This is a genomic window from Nannocystis bainbridge (assembly GCF_028368995.1).
Lineage (GTDB): Bacteria > Myxococcota_A > Polyangia > Nannocystales > Nannocystaceae > Nannocystis > Nannocystis bainbridge.
In genome coordinates, this window is sequence record NZ_JAQNDL010000002.1 from 608,640 (window position 1) to 626,606 (window position 17,967).

The window sequence follows — 17,967 nt, forward strand, 5'->3', positions numbered from 1 at the left end:
AGGTCTTTTCAGACATGTCCTCACGGTCATGGCGGTCACGATCGCCGCGGTCGCGCCGCTCGGCCAGGCCCAGGCGGTCGAGCCGCTGCCGGTGACGGTCGCGGCGCCGCTGGTCACCAGCATCACGCTCGACCAACTGCTGGGCCAGTTCGCCGGCATGAGCGGGCTGCAGGCGACGTTCCGCGAGGAGAAGCGGATGGCGCTGCTGGCGGCGCCGCTGGTCAACGAGGGCACCATCTATTTCGTGCCGAACGGCAAGAAGCCGCGCCTGGCCCGCCACACGGCCAAGCCGGCGCGCTCGGTGGTGGTGATCGACGGCTCGGCGCTCAAGCTGGCCGACGACGCCGGCCGCGAGGAGATCGCGCTCGACAAGAGCCCGATGGTGCGGCTGTTCATCGACTCGTTCATCAAGATCTTCGCCGGCGACCGCGAGGCGCTGACGAACATGTACGCGATGGACCTGCAGGCCGAGGGCCAGCGCTGGACGCTGAAGCTGAAGCCGAAGCTGACGCCGCTCGACAAGCTGATCGAGCGGGTCGAGATCGCCGGCGACGGGGTCGTGATCGCGTCGATGCGGGTGGTCGAGGTCGGCGGCGACGAGGCCGTGACCACGTTCTCGGCCGTCGACGCGACCCGCAAGTTCTCCACCGAGGAGCTGACGGCGCTGTTCAGCCTGCCGCCGAAGCCGGCCCCGGTCGCGGCCGCGCCGGCGAGCCGCTGAGGCGGCCTTCCGCACCTGCTCCATGGAACCTGCCCGATCAGACAGGCCGAGCGCATGGCGGGCGGGGATCGGCGCGGCGATCGTCGCCGGGCTGGCGGCGTTCTGCGCCCTGCGCCTGCAGGTGGTCACCGACATCACCGCGTTCATGGCCGACGTCGCCGACCCCAAGCTGGCGGCGCTGTCGCGCGGGATGGCCAGCTCGGAGCTGACGCGCACGCTGGTGCTGTCGGTCTCGGACGAGCGCGGCGAGCCGGACGTGGCGATCGCCGGGGCGCGGGCGCTGGCCGATCGGCTGCAGAACCGGCCCGAGGTGGCGTGGCTGCGCACGGGGCCGGGCGAGCTGCACGCCGAGGCGATCCACAACCTCTACTATCCGCGCCGGCACTACCTCCTGGCCGACGAGTTGGCTGGTCTTCAGGACAGGTTGTCCGACGACGGCCTGCGCGCCGCGGCCCGCGAGCTGCGGCGCCAGCTCGGTCTGCCGACCTCGGGGGTGATCAAGCAGATCGCGCCGGCCGACCCGCTGCTGGCCTATCCGACCCAGCTGCGCCGGCTCGAGGCGGCCCAGGGCGGCGGCGTCGGGCTGCGCGACGGGCACTTCGTGGCCGAGGACCAGCACGCGCTGGTGATGCTGGCGACCCGCGGCTCGCCGTTCGACGCCACCGAGCAGGGGCCGCTGCAGGCGGCGATCGAGGCCGCGTTCGCCGAGGTCGACGCGCAGTCGGGCGGGCGCCTGGCGCTCGAGCAGTCGGGCGTGGCCCGCTTCGCCCTCGCCGCCGAGACCAGCATGCGCGCCGACATCGGCCGGATCTCGACGGTCTCGCTGGTCGGCATCATCGCCCTGTTCCTGCTGATGTTCCGCTCGCCGCGGCTGGTGCTGCTGTCGCTGGCGCCGCTGGCGGCCGGGGTGACGGCGGCCCTGGCGGCCTGCCTGGCGCTGTTCGGGGCGGTCCACGGGTTGACGCTGGCGTTCGGGGCGACGCTCATCGGCGTGTGCATCGACTACTCGGTGCACCTGTTCAACCACCACATGCTCGACCCGCCGCGCGGCGGGCCGCGGGAGAGCGCGCGCCGGATCTGGCCGGGGCTGCTGCTCGGGGCGCTGACGACCGTGGCGGGCTTCGCCGGGCTGGCGTGGACCAGCTTCCCGGGGCTGCGCGAGGTGGCGCTGTTCGCCTCGATCGGGGTGCTGGTGGCCGCCCTGGCGACGCGCTACTGGCTACCTGACCTTTTGCCCATGGCCCCAAAGCCAGGTTGGTTGCAGCGGCGGGCGGCGGCCGGGCTGGCGCGCATGGTGGCGGCGATGCGACGGCGACGCTCGGCGGTGGCGGTGCTGCCGGCGGCGGCGCTGGGGCTGTGCGTGGTCGGGCTGCCGCAGATCGAGTGGTCCGACGACGTGCGGCTGCTGACGGCGCTCGACCCGGGCATGCTGGCCGAGGACGAGCGGGTGCGGGGGCGGGTGTCGCGGATGGACGGCGGCCGGTTCGTGGTCGCGTTCGGGGCCGACGACGAGGCGGCGCTGGCCGGCAACGACGCGGTCGCGGTCCGCCTGCGCGCGGCCCAGGCGGCCGGCGAGATCGAGGCGTTCCGCAGCCTGCACGCGCTGGTGTGGTCGACGGCGCTGCAGCGAGACAACGCGACGGCGCTGGCCGACCCGAGCCTGCCGGCCCGGCTCGACGCGGCGTTCGTGGCCGAGGGCTTCCGCGCCGGCTCGTTCGCCAAGTTCTTCGCGGACATGTCCCATGGGCCAGACGTGATGCGGCCGGCCGACCTGGTCGGGACGCCGCTGGCCGAAGCGGCGCGCACGTTCCGGGCCGAGATCGAGGGCGGCGAGGTGGCCCTCGTGACGCTGCTGCGCGGGGTCGGCGACGCGACGGCGCTGCAGGCCCGCCTGGCCGATCTGCCGCAGGTGCGCTACTTCGACCAGCAGGGCATGATGCAGGCGGCGTTCGGCCGCTACCGCGCGCGCACGCTCGAGCTGGTGGGGTTCGGGCTGTTCGCGGTGCTGGCGATGGTGTGGCTCCGCTACCGCAAGCTGGGGCTGGCGCTGGCGGCGTTCACCCCGGCGGTGCTGGCGGCCGCGACGGCGCTGGCGGTGGTGGCCCTGTCGGGGGTGACGATCGGGATCCTCCACGTGGTGGCGCTGCTGCTGGTGCTCAGCATGGGCGTCGACTACGGGGTGTTCCTGGCCGAGAGCCGGCGCGACCCGGGCGGCTTCGACGCGACGGTGCTCAGCGTGCTGCTGGCGTGCCTCTCGACGGTGCTGGCGTTCGGCCTGCTGGCGATGTCGCAGAGCCCGGCGCTGCAGGCGATCGGGGTCACGGTCGGGCTCGGGGTGCTGCTCAGCCTGGTGCTGGCCCCGGCCGCGCTGGTGCTGGCGGGCGCGGGCGAGGAGAAGGATCGGGGATGAATCTTCGGACATGGTCGATCGGGCATGTCTTATGGGCCATGCTCATCGGGGCCTGCGCGAAGGGACAGGCGAGCGGGTCGGCCGCGCCGCCCGAGCTGAAGGACGCCGACTACCCGGGGGCGCTGGCGACGACGCTGGCCGGGCCCGACTTCATGGCCCGCCAGCGGCTGCGCGGGACCGCCCGCGGGCGCGAGTTCGGCGGCGAGGTGGTGCTGCAGAAGCAGGGCGACGGGCTGACGCTGATCGGGCTGACGCCGTTCTCGACCAAGGCGTTCGTGGCCAAGCAGCAGGGCGCCGCGGTGCAGGTCGACGTGTTCGCGCCGGAGGGCAAGCTGCCGTTCCCGCCGCGCTTCATGCTGCTCGACGTGCATCGGGTCCAGTTCCTCGGGCTGCCGGGGGCGCCGCTGGCCGACGGGACCCACGCGGGCGAGGTCGGCGAGGAGGCGGTGACCGAGGTGTGGCAGGGCGGGGCGCTGCTCGAGCGCCGCTTCGAGCGCAAGGACGGCAAGCCGGCCGGGACGATCGTGGTGACCTACGAGGGCGGGATGAAGGACGGCGCGCTGCCGGCCCGGCTGAAGCTGGTCAACGGGTGGTTCGGCTACGAGATCGCGGTCGAGACGCTGCAGTGGCAGCCGCTGTGAGGCGGGGACAGCGGCGCGCCGACGTTATCGAGGCGGCCGAGACACCGCGCGGCGTGAACCGCGGTGCTCGAAGAGCATGTCCCAAAGGGCATGTTCGTTGCGACATGTGAAAACGGCCATGTCCTTGGGGACATGGCCGAAGAGGCTGGCACGATCGGCGCCGGGGGGAGCGGCGCCGGGGCTCAGCGGTTCTCGAGCTTGAAGCCGGTCAGGCAGCGCTCGCCGCCGTTGCCGGCCTTGTAGGTCGGGGTCACCTCGACCTGCTTGCGGGCGCGCATGGCCTCGAACAGCAGGTTGATCCCGCTGGCGCTGACGTCGCGGCCAGGGCACAGCGAGCCGCCCCACTTGTAGTCGCGCTTCTGTCCGGTCTTCTCCTTGAGGGTGACCGAGCCGTTGAACATGGCGTGGTTGTCGCTGCTGCTCTCGTAGAGGGTGACGGCTTCGACGTTGCCGGCGACTCCGTTGGAGTCGGCGAAGGCGACGGCGGGGAGCAGGAGCGCCGACAGGGCGGCGATCAGGGACAGGCGGGGACGGTGCGACATGGTGATTCTCCTGGGGGGTGACCCGTGGGTGCGGGTCGGATTGCGGGGGCAAGAGTCCTATTTGCGTCCTCGACCTGCAACACCTCGTGCGCCGACGATCTGCGCGGGATCATGCGCCAGGGCGCGTGAGCGCCCGTTGCGGGCGAGCGGCGACAGGTCCGGCCTGGAGACAGAGATGTCTCTCGGGACATGTCGATGAAACGCGTTCCAGGGACAGGTGACCGGGCTCCGAGAAGGACGTGTCTCTCGGGACATGTCGAAGCATCACGGGTCTGGGACAGGTGACCGGGCCGGAGAACCATGTGTCTCTCGGGACAGGTCGAAGGCGCGCGCTCCGGGGCCGGGCGGCGCCGAGAGCGGCATGTCCTCGGGGACATGTCGATGGAGCGCGGTCCGGGGACAGGTGGCCGTCCGGAGCGGCGGGATGGCTCCCGGGACATGTCAAACGCGACATGCCCCGAGGGACAGGTCTAGCCGCGCTGACGCAGGGCACCGCGCAGCTTGACGAGGGTGTCGTCGAGGCGCGAGGCGGGCACGCTGACGCGCGTCGGCATGCCGCCGCCGAGGCCGAGCAGAGTGACGAAATCGAGGCCGCTCTCGAAGCCGGCGGCGATGTTGAGGGTCTGGCCGTCGATGACCACGGCGATGGTGGCGCGCTGCTGGCCGAGCAGCAGCAGCTCGGTCTTGTCGAACGGGCGCGGGTTCGCGGGCACGCGCACGAGCGCGACGCCGTCCTCGACGACGTAGGCGCGGGCGAGCGCGGCGGCCTCGGCGGCCATGGCGTCGAAGTCGGCGGCGGCGGCGGCGATCGCCTCCTGCTCGGCGCCGCGCGGGCGACCGGCGACCAGCCAGCGCACGATCTTGATCAGGAGGACGGTGTCCTCGTAGTGGGCGCGCAGGGCCTTGTCGACGAGGGCGCCGATCGGGCCGACTTCGCCGGTGCGGGTGTCGACGGCGCGGGCGTCGGCGTCGGCGCCGGGGTAGGGCTCGACGCCGCCGAGCAGCCACTTGGCGGCGGAGTAGAGGCCGTCGAGGTCGAAGTGGGCGACGATGGTGTCGACCGGACCTGTCTCCTGGACCATCTGCGGCGTGATGATCTCGGGGCAGGCGCCGTGCTCGGCCTTGGTGTGGAGCACGAAGCGAGCGTCACCGCGGAACTGCGCGTGGCGCTCGTGATCGTGGTGATCGACCCACCGGGCCAGGCGCGGGCCGAGGCCGTGGAGGAACTTGCCGGTGATCTTCTCGAAGCCGCTGCCGATGCCCTCGGCCGCAAAGGCGACGTCGAGCACGACGACGCGGCCGCGCAGGCTGGCCGGCTTCGGCAGCCGCCGCGGGCTGGCGAACACCAGGTCGATCGCGGCGGCGTGGGCGAGGTCGGGCGTGGCCTTCAACCTTCCAGCCCGGCGCGAGCGGACTCGAGCTCGCCGAGCGCGTGCGAGTCGCCGGCCTGGCGGGCGATCTCGACGCCGGCGTCGAGGACCGCCCGCGCGCCCGCGGGATCGCCGGCCTCGAGGAACGTGTTGCCGGCCATCAGGTAGGTGGGCACGTATCCGGGGACGCGCGCGATGAGCTCCTGGAACTCGGCGATCGCCTCGGCGAGCTGCCCGCGACGCTTGAGCTCCATGGCCAGGCCGTAGCGCGGGAACGCCTCACCTGGCTTCTGGGCCACGAACTGTCGGAGCATCTCGAGGCGATCCACGCGGACCTCAGGAGGCGGCCTGCTGACGCATGCGCGGCTTGTAGGTCTGCTTGTGCTTCTCGATGTACTCGCCGGCGGCCGCGTCCTCGACGCCGAGGGCCTTGAGGACCTCGGGGGTCTGGTCGAACACCGGCGTGTCCTGCAGGTGGCCGATCAGCAGCAGGTAGCTGGCGACGTGGGCCGGCGGGTACTTCTTGAGCAGCTCGGCGACGCCCTCGCGCAGCTTCTCGGGCGGGTTGGTGACGCAGAAATCCTCGTCGGTCTCGCCCATGGTGTGCTTGACGCCGAGGAAATCGAGGTAGTCGACCAGCATCTGGCGGTGGTGACGCATCAGCCACTCGAGCAGGAGCGCGAGCGCGAGGTTGTCGTTGCCGCCCGTGAGCTCGGCGTCGAAGCGGCGGCGCCACGCGCGGCGGCGGGCGGCCTGGGTGTACGCGGTCGGGGGGACGTTGACGCTGCAGCCGCCGGCCTTGAGCACTTCGCGGACTTCCTTGCCGGAGAGCTCGTCGTAGTACGCGTCGATGTGGCCTTGGCCCAGGTGTTGACAGATCTCGATCGGCTTCACAGCGCTTCCCTCTGGAGGGCGGCACCCTAACCGCCCTGCCGGTTCCGCGCAACCCGGACGCGCCGCGAACGCCGTGCGGGCGCGGGCCGGCTGTTGCGAGGCGGCCCGGGGCGCTATGGTTGCCGGACCCTCGCCGATGCGAATCTCCCCCGGCCCGCGCGCCCCGGTGCGACCGTGACCCGCGCTTCGTCCCCCGGAGCTCGCCCTTGGGCCCTGCTGTGGCTCGCGCTCGGGCTCGCCGCGGCAGCGGCGCTGCATCGCTTCGGCCCCGACGTTCCTGTCCTTTTGTTCACCCTGCCCGAGTGGCTGGCGGCCAGGTTGTCCGAGGCCGGCGACCGCACGCTGGTGCTGACGCGCCCGTCCGTGCTGTGGCTCATGCCGGTCGCGCTGCTGCCGTTCCTCGTCGCGGTCGCGCGGCGATCGCTGGTCGACCTGCCGGCCTGGCAGGTCGCGCTGCAGCTCGGCGCGCGCGTGCTGCTGCTGCTGGCGCTGGCGCTGGCGCTGGCGGCCCCGAGCCTGCAAGCGCCGCGACGCGGCAAGACGGTGGTGGTGGCGGTCGATGTGTCGGCGAGCGTCGACGACGGGCAGCTGGCGGCGTTCACCGCGGTGGCGCGCGAGGTGGTGGGGCTGGTCAAGGCGGAGACCGGCGACCGCGACGACCGCACGCGGCTGCGCCTCGTGACCTACGCGAGCCGGGCGCAGGCGGTGCCGCTGGCCGAAGAGACAGGTGAGATCGAGCTGTCCCGAGAGTCAGGTGGCGGGCTGGCCAGCGATCACGCGGGGGCGCTGCGGCTGGCCGAGGCGCTGCTCGACCCGGACACCGAGGGCCGGGTGGTGCTGGTCAGCGACGGGGCGGCCAGCGTGGCCGAGCGCACCGACCTGATCGCGGCGGCCGAGGGGCTGCTCCGCCGCGGGGTCGCGCTGCACACCCGCACGGCCGCGCCGGCGGCCCGCGGCGACGTGCTGGTGGCGGGCGTGCACCTGCCGGGCGAGCTGCGGGTCGGGCAGACGTTCGAGGCGGCGATCGACGTGTGGGCCAGCGGGCCGCGCACGCTGAAGCTCTACGTCGACAAGGACGGGGTGCCGAACGCGCTGTCGCCGAGCGTCGACGTGGCGCTGCGCGGCGGGCCGCAGCAGGTCAAGGTGCCGGTCCGCGCCAACGCGCCAGGGCCGATCGTGATCGCGGCGCGGCTCGACGCGGGCGAGCTCGACGCGGCCGACAACCGCAGCCTCGACAACGACCGCGCGGCGGCGGTGGGCGAGGTCCGCGGGCGACCGCGGGTGCTGCTGGTCGGCGAGGGCGATCCGTCCGGCGCGCTGGCGCGGGCGCTGCGGGCCGACCACCTGCAAGTCGACGCGGAGGCGGCTTCGGCGATCCCGGCGGCGGCCGAGGGGCTGCAGCCGTTCGACCTGGTGATCCTGTCGGACGTGCCGTCGCGCCACGTGTCGGGCGCGCAGCAGCAGGCGATCGCCAAGTGGGTCCAGGACGGCGGCGGCTTCGTGATGATCGGGGGCGAGAGCGCGTTCGGGGTCGGCGGCTGGGGCGGGAGCGTGCTCGAGGACGTGCTGCCGGTCCGCTTCGAGGGCGAGCGCCAGCGCGAGCAGCCGACGCTGGCGCTGGTGCTGGTGATCGACAAGAGCGGATCGATGTCGAGCGAGGACCGACTCGACCTGGTCAAAGAGGCAGCTCGCTCGACGGCCAGCACGCTCGACCCGGGCGACGAGATCGGGGTGATCGCGTTCGACTCGCGGCCGGTGACGCTGGTCCGCCTGCAGCCGGCAGCCAATCGCATCCGCATCGCCGGCGACATCCGCAGGCTCAGCGCCGGCGGCGGGACCAATGCGCTGCCGGCCCTGCGCGAGGCGTACATGCAGCTCGCGGGCAGCAAGGCGCTGGTCAAGCACGTGATCCTGCTGTCCGACGGGCAGTCGCCGGAGACGGGGGTGTCGGCGCTGATCACCGACATGCGCGACGCCGAGATCACGGTGTCGGCGGTCGGCGTCGGCGCGGGCGCGGGCAAGGACTTCCTGGCCCGCGTGGCCGAGCGCGGGCGCGGCCGCTACTACTTCAGCCAGGACGGCACCGACGTGCCGCGGATCTTCTCCCGCGAGACCCGCGAGGTGACGCGCAACGCGGTGGTCGAGCGCGACCTGTTCGCGCGCGTGGCCAAGAGCGCGCAGGTGCTGCGAGGGATCGACTTCGACCGCGCGCCGGGGCTGGCGGGGGTGATCCCGCTGAAGACCAAGCCGCTGGCAGAGCTGCTGCTGCGCACGCACGTCGGCGATCCGCTGCTGGTCCGCGGCCGCCGCGGGCTCGGGCGCACGGCCGCGTTCGCGTCGGACGCGAAGCCGCGGTGGGCCCATCGCTGGATCGGCTGGGACGGGTTCCCCAAGTTCTGGTCGCAGGTGGCCCGCGACCTGATGCGCCAGGGCGCCGCGTCGCTCGGCGGGGCGTCGCTGCGGATCACGCCGGGCGCCGACGAGGGCAGCTTCCGCGGGGTGGTCGACATCGACGCGAGCACGGGCTTCGTCAGCGACCTGCGCGGCGAGCTGCAGGTGATCGACCCGTCGCTGCCGCCCGGCTCCGAGGGCCATACGACCAAGCTGGCGACCCAGCTGACGGCGCCCGGCCGCTACGAGGCGACGGTGCTCGGGGTGCGCGCGGGGCAGCGGCTGATCAAGGCGCAGATGTTCGACGACGGCCAGACGCCGGCGCGCCTGGTGGCCGAGGCGACCGGGCAGGCGAGCGTGCCGTACCCGAGCGAGCTGGCGCCCGAGCAGCTGGACGCGGACCCGGCCTGGCTGGCGACGCTGGCGCCCTCAGGCTCGCACGCGGGGCCGATCGACGCGGTGGTGACGACGCCAGGGGCGCCACAAGGGACCCGCCAGCGCGCGGTGTGGCCGGAGGTGCTGTGGGCGCTGGCGCTGCCGCTGCTGATCCTCGATCTGCTGCTGCGCCGGGTGGCGTTCGGCCGGGCTCGACGCGGCGAGATCGGCTGAGCGGCGGGATGTCTTCGAGGGCATGTCCCGATGGACATGTCTTGGAGAGAATGTCCTCGGGGACATGTCGATGTGAGCATGTCATTCGGGACATGTTCTTGAGGGCGTGATACGCAGCACGGCCGTGGTTTGCGTGGTGAGGGCCGCCGGGCATGCCTGAAGACAGGGTGGCGATGCGAGTGAGGGATTGTCCCAGGCGGCGCGGACGCGGAGCGGTGGTGGCCCTGGCGCTGCTGGGTTGCCCGGCGGGCGAGGTCGCGGAGCTCGAGGGGGAGGAGCCGGCCTGCGCGCGGCCGGGCGGGCGCGGGTTCGCATTCTCGGGGGCGCCCGAGACGTTCGTGGTGCCCGAGTGCGTGACGAGGCTGACGGTCGAGCTGTGGGGCGCGCAGGGCGGGCCGAGCCGCTGCGGGACCGACGAGGGGTCTGCTCTGCCGGACCTGCAGATGGACGGCGGACGCGGCGGCTGGCTGCGCGCCGAGGTGCCGGTCCGCCCGGGCGAGGTGGTGCTGGTGCGCGTGGGCGGGCGCGGCGGCCTCGACGGCGCGCCGGGCTGGAACGGCGGCGGGCGCGGGGGCCGGTGGGCCGGCGGGGGCGGCGGTGGATCGGACTTCCGGATCGGCGGGGCGAGCTTGATCGATCGCGCGCTGGTGGCCGGCGGCGGAGGCGGCGGTTCGTGCGGCTTTCCGGACCACGGGGCGGGCGGCGCCGGCGGCGGGCTGGTGGGCGAGGACGGGACTGTCGGCGAGGCGCCCTGGATCGCGGGCGGTGGCGGCCGACAGCTCGCGGGCGGCGAGGCAGGTTCAGCGCCGGGGCAGGCGGGGGTGTTCGGGCTCGGCGGCGGGGCAGCCCGCTACCACGTGGCCGGCGGCGGGGGCGGCTGGTACGGGGGTGGCGGGGCGTACGGGGCGGGCGGCGGCGGCGGTTCGTCGCACGCGAGCGGGGAGGCGAGCGCGGTGGAGAGCGAGGCGGGGGCGCGCGGCGGAGACGGGGCGGCGCAGATCTACTGGTGAGACCGAAGGGAAGACGGGCGTCGAGGCGTGGGGGCGATGGAGATGTCCGAGAGGACATGTCGAGATCGGCGAGCGCATCGGGTCATCGCGGTGGATGATGGTGTCTTTGGGGACATGTCCATGGGGACATGTTTCGAGCGGGTGGGTCGGGGCGCGTCGCCGAGGATGTGTTTCGGACATGTCTCGAAGGACATGACAAAAGCTCGCGGGTGACGGGGGACACAGCGTGGTTTGCGTGCCCGCCTGCTGCGCTTCATGCCTACAGAGCGCAGGGGTGGCCGTGCGGAGCGTGTTCGAAGGTCGAGGGTCGGGGGTGCTCCCGAGCGTCGGCCCATCCCGGCTGCCGGGGCGACGGCGGCGGTAGATCCTGCGGCTGAAACAGACCTCCACTCGACCCGCCGGCCCGGCTTCCCCCCTCTGTCGCGGCCGGCGGGTTTTCTTTTGCCGGGGTCGTGGGGCATCCTCGCGGCGCGCATGTCCGCCCCCGATCGCTGCATCTTCGCCGCCGATGGCACCCGTGTGGTCTACCGCCGCGAGGGCGAGGGGCCGGCGCTGCTGCTCTGCAATGGGATCACGACCTCGGGGTTCTTCTGGACCCATCTGGTGCCGCGGTGGGCCCGGCGGTTCACGGTGATCACGTGGGACCTCAAGGGCCACGGGCGCAGCGAGCCGGCCCGGTCGGCGGCGGGCGTCGAGATCCCGGCGCTGGCGCGCGACGCGTTGCAGATCCTCGACGCCGAGGGGCTGGCCGACGCGGTGCCGGTGGGGTTCTCGATGGGCTGTCAGGTGGCGCTCGAGATCTATCGCGCGGCGCCGCAGCGGGTGCGCGGGCTGGTGCTGCTGCTCGGGTCGTCGGGGCGGGTGTTCGACACGGCGCTCGGGCCGGTCGGGCCGGCGCTGCACGGGCTCATCGCCCGGCTGTCGCGGCCGGGCTTTCGCGTGGCGTTCGGCGGGCTGCGCCGGATCGTGGGCATGCCGGGCGGTCGGCGGCTCGGCCGGCTGCTCGGGCTCGTCGGCCCCGCGGCCGAGCCGGCCGACGTGCAGCTGTTCATCGACCACTTCGTGCGCGAGCTCGACCCGGGTACGCTCGCGGCGATGGCGCTGGCGGCCCAGCGGCACAGCGCGGCCGACCTGCTGCCGCGTATCGCGGTGCCGTCGCTGGTGGTGGCCGGCGACCGCGACGTGTTCGCGCCGGCGCTCCGGGTGGGGCTGCCGCTGCATCGCGCGATCCCGGGCAGCCAGCTGCTCCGCCTGGCCGAAGGGACGCACACCAGCCTGTTCGAACACCACGAAGAGATCGGGGCGGCGGTCGAACGGTTCTGCGAGGGCCTCACGGGGCGCCGCGAGGTCGGGTAAAACGGCGGCATGCGCCGCTTCGCCTCGCTTACTCTCCTCCTCGCCGCCTGCAGCACCGCTGCGGCCACCACCGGCCCCGATCCGAGCGCCGGGGGCACCGACAGCTCGGACTCGCAGAGCGGCTCGACGACGCTCGACGACCTGACGGCGCCCGGCGGCACGACCGGAGGCTCCGGGGTGCCGACCACCGGCGAGGGGACCGACACGCTCGATCCGAACGCCACGGGCACCACCAGCGGCGGCGCCGAGCAGGACTACGAGGCGCCCGGGCCGGCGCCGGTCGGCAACGCGACGTTCTCGGTGGTCGCCGGCGATCGCACGCTGCTCGTGGAGGCGTGGTACCCGGCCGACGCGTCGGCGCAGGCGGCCGCCGAGGCCGGGCACCCGATCGCGGAGTTCGTGCCGGAGGGCCCGCAGCGCGACGAGATGGTGGCGCTGCTGGGCCAGCTGTCGGAGCACGGGCAGGTCGGCGTGCGCGAGCAGACCCGCTCGGCCCGCGGGGCGGCGTCGGCGGGCGCGGGGCCGTACCCGCTGGTGATGTTCTCGCACTGCCACGGCTGCGTGCGCTTCTCGATGTTCACGATCGCCGAGCGCCTGGCTAGCCACGGGTTCGTGGTGGTCGCGCCCGATCACACGGGCAACACCCTGTTCGACGAGCCGCAGGCGCCGCTCGACGAGGCGTTCCTGCAGGTCCGCGTGGCTGACCAGCGCGCGGTGCTCGACGCGGTGCTTGACGCCGGCAACTCGGCGGTCCCGGAGGCGATCCGCGGGGCCATCGATGCGACCCGGATCGGGGCGATGGGGCACAGCTACGGGGCGGCGACGGCGGGGCGGCTGGCGCAGGAGGACGACCGGATCGTGGCCGCGCTGCCGATCGCGGCGCCGGTGCAGAACCCGATCTTCTCCGGCACCAAGCTGGCCGAGATCGTCGAGCCGCAGCTGTTCGTGCTGGCGGTCGAGGACAACAGCATCGGCAAGATCGGCAACCAGCTGATCGAGTCGAACTTCGACGCCGCGGCGACGCCGACCTACCTGGTGCGGATGAAGGACACCGGCCACTGGGGCCCGACCGACATCTGCGGGCTGGCCGAGCAATTCGACGCGGGCTGCGGGCCCGGCACGCGCCAGACCGACGGCAGCGAGTTCGTGTACCTGGCGCCGGTCGAGGCGCGGGCGATCGTGGCGAGCTACGCGGTCGCGTTCTTCGACCACCACCTGCGCGGCAACGCGGAGGCGCAGGCGTTCCTGCAGACGGCGACGCCGCCCGAGGTGGTCGAGGTCGAGGCGCGGCTGTAGCGGAATCATCTGGCTAAAAGGACAGCTAGCGATCGGGCTCACGCGGCGAGCGGACGCGCGGGCCAATTGATCGCGGGTCCAAAGTCACCGACCCTTCGATGTCGTCCGACGCACCGCTCATTCACCAGCTCCTGGAGCAGCTCGAGCTCGAGGGGATCACGCACGTCTTCGGGGTGCCGGGCGGGCCGCTCAGCGCGCTGTTCGAGGCGCTCAAGGCCCGCGGACGCATGCGCTTCGTGCTGGCGCGGCACGAGGCGGGCGCGGCGTTCATGGCCAACGCGTACGCGCGGGTCCGCGGCGAGCCGGCGGTCTGCTGCGTGACCTCGGGGCCGGGGGCGACCAATGCGCTGACGGGGGTGGCCTCGGCGCACGCGGACTCGCTGCCGGTCCTCTACCTGACGGGGCAAGTGGCGACGGGGATGTTCGGGCTGGGGGCGATCCAGGAGAGCACGTGGCACGGGGTCGACGTGGTCGAGATCCTGCGGCCGGTGACGAAGCTTTCGACGATGGTGGTGACGGCGCAGATGGGGATGCGGCTGCTGCGGCACGCGCTGCGCACGGCGACGACGGGCCGCCCTGGGCCGGTCCACCTCAACATCCCGGCCGACCTGGCGCGGGTGAAGGTGCCGTACGAGGTGCGCGAGCCGGGCAGCTACCGCCCGCCGTGCGTGTCGGTGGCGCGGGCCGAGGACGTCGAGCACGCGGCGCGGCTGCTGGCAGGCGCGCGCAGGCCGACGCTGTTCGCCGGCCACGGGGTCGCGCTGGCGAGAGCCGAGCCGGCGCTGCGGCGGCTGGCAGAGCGGCTGCAGGCGCCGGTGGTGACGTCGCCGAAGGGCAAGTCGGTGTTCCCCGAGGATCACCCGCTGTCGCTCGGCGTGTTCGGGATGGGCGGCCACACGCGAGCGGACCGCTGGCTCGAGGACGACGACGTGATCCTGGTGATCGGCTCGAGCCTCGGCGAGTTCGCGTCGAGCGCGTGGAGTCAGCGGCTGCGCGCGCCGGTGGCGTTCGTGCAGGTCGACGTCGATCCGCTGCAGATCGGCAAGAACTACCCGGTGACGCTCGGCCTGGTCGGTGACGCGCGCGCGACCGTGGAGGCGATCACGGCGGCGCTGCCGGGGGGTCCGTCGCGGCCGGCGTCGGAGGCGGTGGCGAAGCTGAAGCGCGAGGTGCCGCGGTGGGAGCAGCCGGAGCAGCGCAGCGCGGAGGCGTCGCCGCTCTCGCCGCCGCGGGTGATCACCGAGCTGCGCGCGGCGCTGCCCGATGACGGGCTGCTGTTCGTCGACACCGGCAATTCGAGCCTGTGGGCCGGCCATCACTTCGAGGCGCGGCGGCCGGGCACGTACTTCATCGACATGGGATTGGCGGCGATGGGCAGCGCGGTGGCAGGGGCGATCGGCGGGGCGCTGGCGGCCCCGGGGCAGCGGGTGGTGGTGCTGACCGGCGACGCCGCGTTCGCGATGCACGGCTTCGAGGTCCACACCGCGGTCGAGCTCGGGCTGCCGGTGACGTGGGTGGTGCTCGACAACGCGGGTCACGGGATGATCCAGCAGGGCGAGCAGCTGGCGTTCGGCGGCGACGCGGGCTTCTACGGGTTCCGTCACCGGATCGACGCGGCGATGGTGGCGCGTGGGTTCGGGGCGGTCGGGGTCGAGGTCGAGGACGTGAAATCACTGCGGTCGGCGCTGCGCGAGGCGCTGGCGGGATCGCGGCCGACGGTGATCAACGTGCGCGTCGACCCGACGGTGATGGCGCCGACGCTGGCCCGCCGCGCCAGCGCGGTGGCAGAGTTCTTCGGCACGGCGCGCGCGCTCGGCCCGGCAGGTGCGGCGTGATCGGCGAGGTCGGGATCCTCGGCTTCGGCCACGCGCTGCCGGACTGCATCCGTCACAACGACGATCCGCTGTTCGCCGCGCTGCCGCCGGCGGGGCCGTTCACCGGGTTCCGCGAGCGCCGGGTGCTGGCCGCGGGCGAGCGCGTCGAGACGCTCGGGGTGCGCGCGGCCCGGGCCGCGCTGGCGGACGCGGGCGTGGCGGCGGGGGCGATCGATCGCCTGTACGGCGCGGTGTCGCCGTCGGAGCACCTGCTGCCGAGCGGGCTGTTCGCGCTGCACGCCGAGCTCGGGCTGCGCAGCGACGCGACGGTGGTGCCGATCGGCGGCGAGTTCGTCAACTTCGTGGTCGCGCTGACGAGCGCGTGTGAGGCGGTGGCGGCCGGCCGCTGCGAGCGGGCGCTGGTGGTGGTGGCGGCCGGCTGGAGCCGCGTGGTCGACTACGGCGACGCGGGCGCGTTCGGGGTCGGCGACGGGGCCGGGGCGGTGGTGGTCGGCCGCGGCGGATCGCTGCGCTTCGTCGACGAGATCGGCGAGACGCACGGGGCGCTGCACGCGGCGATGACGGTGCAATTGCGGGCGCCGCGGCACGCCGAGCCGGGCGCAGGGCCGCGGCCGACGTTCGTGTTCGAGGCGGCGGCCCGCCGCGTGTACGCCGAGCTTTCGACGGCCGCGCCGGCGCGGCTGTGGGGCGCCTTGCTGGCGCGTCACGGGCTCGTGCCGGCCGAGGTCGCGCTCGTGACCCATCAGCCGAATCAGCCGGCGCTGGCGGCCTGGCAGCAGCAGCTCGGGCCGGGCGAGCTGCCGAGCGTGGTCGAGACGCTCGGCAACTGCACGCTGGCGACGTCGGCGATCGTGCTGTCGCTGCACGCCCGCACGCTGCGCTGCCGCCACGTGGTGGTGCTGGGGCTGGGGATCGGCCAGAACTTCTCGGCGCTGCTGTTGCGGCGAGAGTGAAGAGATGGCCCGAAGGACAGGTCGAGGGCGCGGACGCGGCGGGGAGTCCGGAGCTCGCCGTAAGAGCGGGGCATGTCCTCGTGGGCATGTCCTCGCGGGCATGCCTTGAAGGACATGTCTTCATAGACATGCCGAAACGGGCATGTCCCCGGGGACATGCTCAGCGGCGCAGCAGGGCCCGGCGCAGGACGCTCGGGTGGAACAGGGCGTGGCTCGGGCGCATCAGGTGCAGCACCTCGACCAGGCGCAGGTGGATCTCGGGCGAGCGGGTCGCCGCGGCGAAGATCCGGTCGACGAGGCGGTGCATGAGCTTGAGGCCGGGCGAGACCTTGCCGGTGGTGCCGGGCCAGCGCAGGTCGTCGCTGCTGGCGGTCATGAAGGCGGCCAGGTTGCCGGCGGCGAGGCGCTTCTGGAAGCGCAGGCCGAGCGGCTGCTCCGGGCGCGCGCGCAGGGCGGCGTCGAGCACGGTGGCGGCGACGGCGGCGACGCTCATGCCCTGGCCGTAGACGGGGTTGAGGGCGCAGGCGGCGTCGCCGAGCACGACCAGGCCGGCGGGCCAGCGGCGCAGCTTCTCGTAGTGACGCAGGCGGTTCTCGGTCTTGCGGTAGCCGTGGATCGCCGAGCACGGGACCGCGCCGACGAGGGCGTCGCGCAGGGCCGGGGTCTCGAGCGCGCCGGCGAACTCGAGGAAGCCGGCCTCGTCGACGGGCGGGAAGGTGCCGCCGTAGCCGACGAGGGTGACGATGTGGCGGCCGCCCTCGACCGGATAGACGACGCCGCCGCGCGGGTTCTTGCCCGGCTTGCCCATGGCGTAGAGGACCTTCCAGTCGGGCCGCGCGGTCAGCTCGTAGAGCCGGGTGGCGTAGCCGAGCTGGGCGTCGATGACGGTCTCGGGCGGCTCGGGGTAGCCGAGCGCGGCCAGCCAGGTCGGGGCCTTCGAGGCGCGGCCGCTGGCGTCGACGACGAGGTCGGCCCGCAGGTCGTCGTCGGCGAGCTCGGGGGCGCCGCTGCGGCGGTGGACCTGGACGCCGACGATGCGCTCGCCCTGCGCCTGCAGGCCGGTGACCTCGACGCCCGAATGGACGCGCACGCGGGCGTCGGCGATCAGGGCCTCGCGCGCGAGGTACTCGAGCAAACCGCGGGTGCAGGCGCGCGAGCGCAGCTGCGAGGGCACGCGCGGGGCCTCGCCGAACGGGGTGTGCCAGGCGACGTCGTCGAGCCAGTCGATCTCGTGGGCGCCGGCGGCGGCGAGGGCCGGGCCGAGGTCGGGGAACAGCTCGCTCATGATCCGCCAGCCGCGGGTCAGGAGGACGTGCACGTGGTGGCTCTGCGGGGCGCCGGCGCGCGGGTCGGGCCCGGCCGGCAAGAGGTCGCGGTCGAGGATGGTGACGCGCTCGAAGTGACGCGTGAGCACGCGGGCGGCGAGGAGGCCGGCGATGCCGCCGCCGACCACGATCGCGCGGCGCCGGGCCGGCGCGGAGCCTGAGGTGGACATGGCGCAGTGATACGACAGGGGGGCGACGGCCGGAAGCGGGCGGGACCCGCGTCGATGGTCGGGGCGTGTGCGCGAGGCCCAGCTCCGCGCGGCGGTGAGAAGGACCGCGCGCGGACGGGCGCGATCGCCCGCGGGGCGTGCTGGTCGAAGGGACAGGTGGCGCGGGGCTCGAAGGCGCGGGTGATGCCGGGTTCGAGCCGCGTCGATGTCATCTGGCCGAAGAGACAGGTCCGCGGCGGGCGAGCGATGGATGTCCGAAGGGACAGGTCGTCGATAAGCCGCGGCCTCGCGCTGTGATCGCAATCGCAAGCGGCGCGGGCGTCGGCATTCACGGGTCTGCACCTCGGAGGTTCCGCACGGGCCTTCGCCTTGACCGCCCACCGGACCGCGTGTATCCCCAAATCGATGCTCCGGCGCGCCACCACCGCGACTACCACGACCACC

The 17,967-nt window shown here is 73.7% G+C and carries 14 protein-coding genes; 9 read left to right on the plus strand and 5 right to left on the minus strand.

The genetic code is table 11. The annotated features are described in order from the left end of the window. The first annotated feature begins 28 nt into the window (after positions 1–28). The 3 genes from POL25_RS20060 to POL25_RS20070 are packed head-to-tail and all read left to right on the plus strand — an operon-like array spanning position 29 to position 3,772. The gene (locus POL25_RS20060) at positions 29–721 is read left to right on the plus strand and encodes an outer membrane lipoprotein carrier protein LolA (RefSeq protein ID WP_272087719.1); all 693 of its coding nucleotides are present in this window, start codon (positions 29–31) and stop codon (positions 719–721) included. Between the two features lie 22 nt (positions 722–743). Next, positions 744–3,131: an MMPL family transporter gene (locus POL25_RS20065; protein WP_272087720.1), complete on the plus strand. Its 2,388-nt coding sequence runs from the start codon at positions 744–746 to the stop codon at positions 3,129–3,131. Between the two features lie 38 nt (positions 3,132–3,169). Beyond that, positions 3,170–3,772, plus strand: coding sequence for a DUF3261 domain-containing protein (locus POL25_RS20070; RefSeq protein WP_272087721.1), 603 nt, complete (start codon positions 3,170–3,172; stop codon positions 3,770–3,772). Between the two features lie 182 nt (positions 3,773–3,954). Here POL25_RS20070 and POL25_RS20075 read toward each other — a convergent pair whose 3' ends face one another. The 4 genes from POL25_RS20075 to POL25_RS20090 all read right to left on the minus strand — a co-directional run bounded on the left by POL25_RS20075 (position 3,955) and on the right by POL25_RS20090 (position 6,578). Then, positions 3,955–4,314, minus strand: a complete 360-nt coding sequence (locus tag POL25_RS20075) for a hypothetical protein (protein WP_272087722.1) — start codon at positions 4,312–4,314, stop codon at positions 3,955–3,957. Between the two features lie 470 nt (positions 4,315–4,784). Continuing rightward, entirely contained in the window at positions 4,785–5,705 is a 921-nt protein-coding gene (locus POL25_RS20080; protein WP_272087723.1) for a hypothetical protein, read from the minus strand. Beyond that, positions 5,702–6,013 (minus strand): tetratricopeptide repeat protein, encoded by a 312-nt coding sequence (locus POL25_RS20085; protein WP_272087724.1) that lies wholly within the window; start codon positions 6,011–6,013, stop codon positions 5,702–5,704. The genes POL25_RS20080 and POL25_RS20085 overlap by 4 nt, the downstream gene beginning before the upstream one ends. 7 nt (positions 6,014–6,020) lie before the next feature. Beyond that, on the minus strand, positions 6,021–6,578 hold the full coding sequence (locus POL25_RS20090; RefSeq protein ID WP_272087725.1) for a hypothetical protein: 558 nt from the start codon (positions 6,576–6,578) through the stop codon (positions 6,021–6,023). Positions 6,579–6,752: 174 nt separating this feature from the next. Here POL25_RS20090 and POL25_RS44425 point away from each other — a divergent pair, with 174 nt between their 5' ends. From POL25_RS44425 to POL25_RS20120, 6 genes are all read left to right on the plus strand, one after another. Then, complete coding sequence (locus POL25_RS44425; protein ID WP_272087726.1) at positions 6,753–9,578, plus strand: VWA domain-containing protein; 2,826 nt, start codon at positions 6,753–6,755, stop codon at positions 9,576–9,578. 215 nt (positions 9,579–9,793) lie between these two features. Further along, a complete protein-coding gene (locus tag POL25_RS20100) occupies positions 9,794–10,588 on the plus strand; it encodes a glycine-rich protein (RefSeq protein WP_272087727.1) in 795 nt (264 codons plus the stop codon). A 474-nt stretch (positions 10,589–11,062) separates the two neighbouring features. Next, positions 11,063–11,944, plus strand: a complete 882-nt coding sequence (locus POL25_RS20105) for an alpha/beta fold hydrolase (RefSeq protein WP_272087728.1) — start codon at positions 11,063–11,065, stop codon at positions 11,942–11,944. A 9-nt stretch (positions 11,945–11,953) separates the two neighbouring features. Continuing rightward, positions 11,954–13,240: an alpha/beta hydrolase family protein gene (locus POL25_RS20110; protein ID WP_272087729.1), complete on the plus strand. Its 1,287-nt coding sequence runs from the start codon at positions 11,954–11,956 to the stop codon at positions 13,238–13,240. 98 nt (positions 13,241–13,338) lie between these two features. Beyond that, the gene (locus tag POL25_RS20115) at positions 13,339–15,075 is read left to right on the plus strand and encodes a thiamine pyrophosphate-binding protein (protein ID WP_272087730.1); all 1,737 of its coding nucleotides are present in this window, start codon (positions 13,339–13,341) and stop codon (positions 15,073–15,075) included. Further along, a complete protein-coding gene (locus tag POL25_RS20120) occupies positions 15,072–16,028 on the plus strand; it encodes a beta-ketoacyl-[acyl-carrier-protein] synthase family protein (protein WP_272087731.1) in 957 nt (318 codons plus the stop codon). The genes POL25_RS20115 and POL25_RS20120 overlap by 4 nt, the downstream gene beginning before the upstream one ends. 160 nt (positions 16,029–16,188) lie before the next feature. On the opposite strand, the gene POL25_RS20125 is transcribed toward POL25_RS20120, so the two are convergent. Next, a complete protein-coding gene (locus POL25_RS20125; RefSeq protein WP_272087732.1) occupies positions 16,189–17,523 on the minus strand; it encodes an NAD(P)/FAD-dependent oxidoreductase in 1,335 nt (444 codons plus the stop codon). Positions 17,524–17,967: the final 444 nt, after the last annotated feature.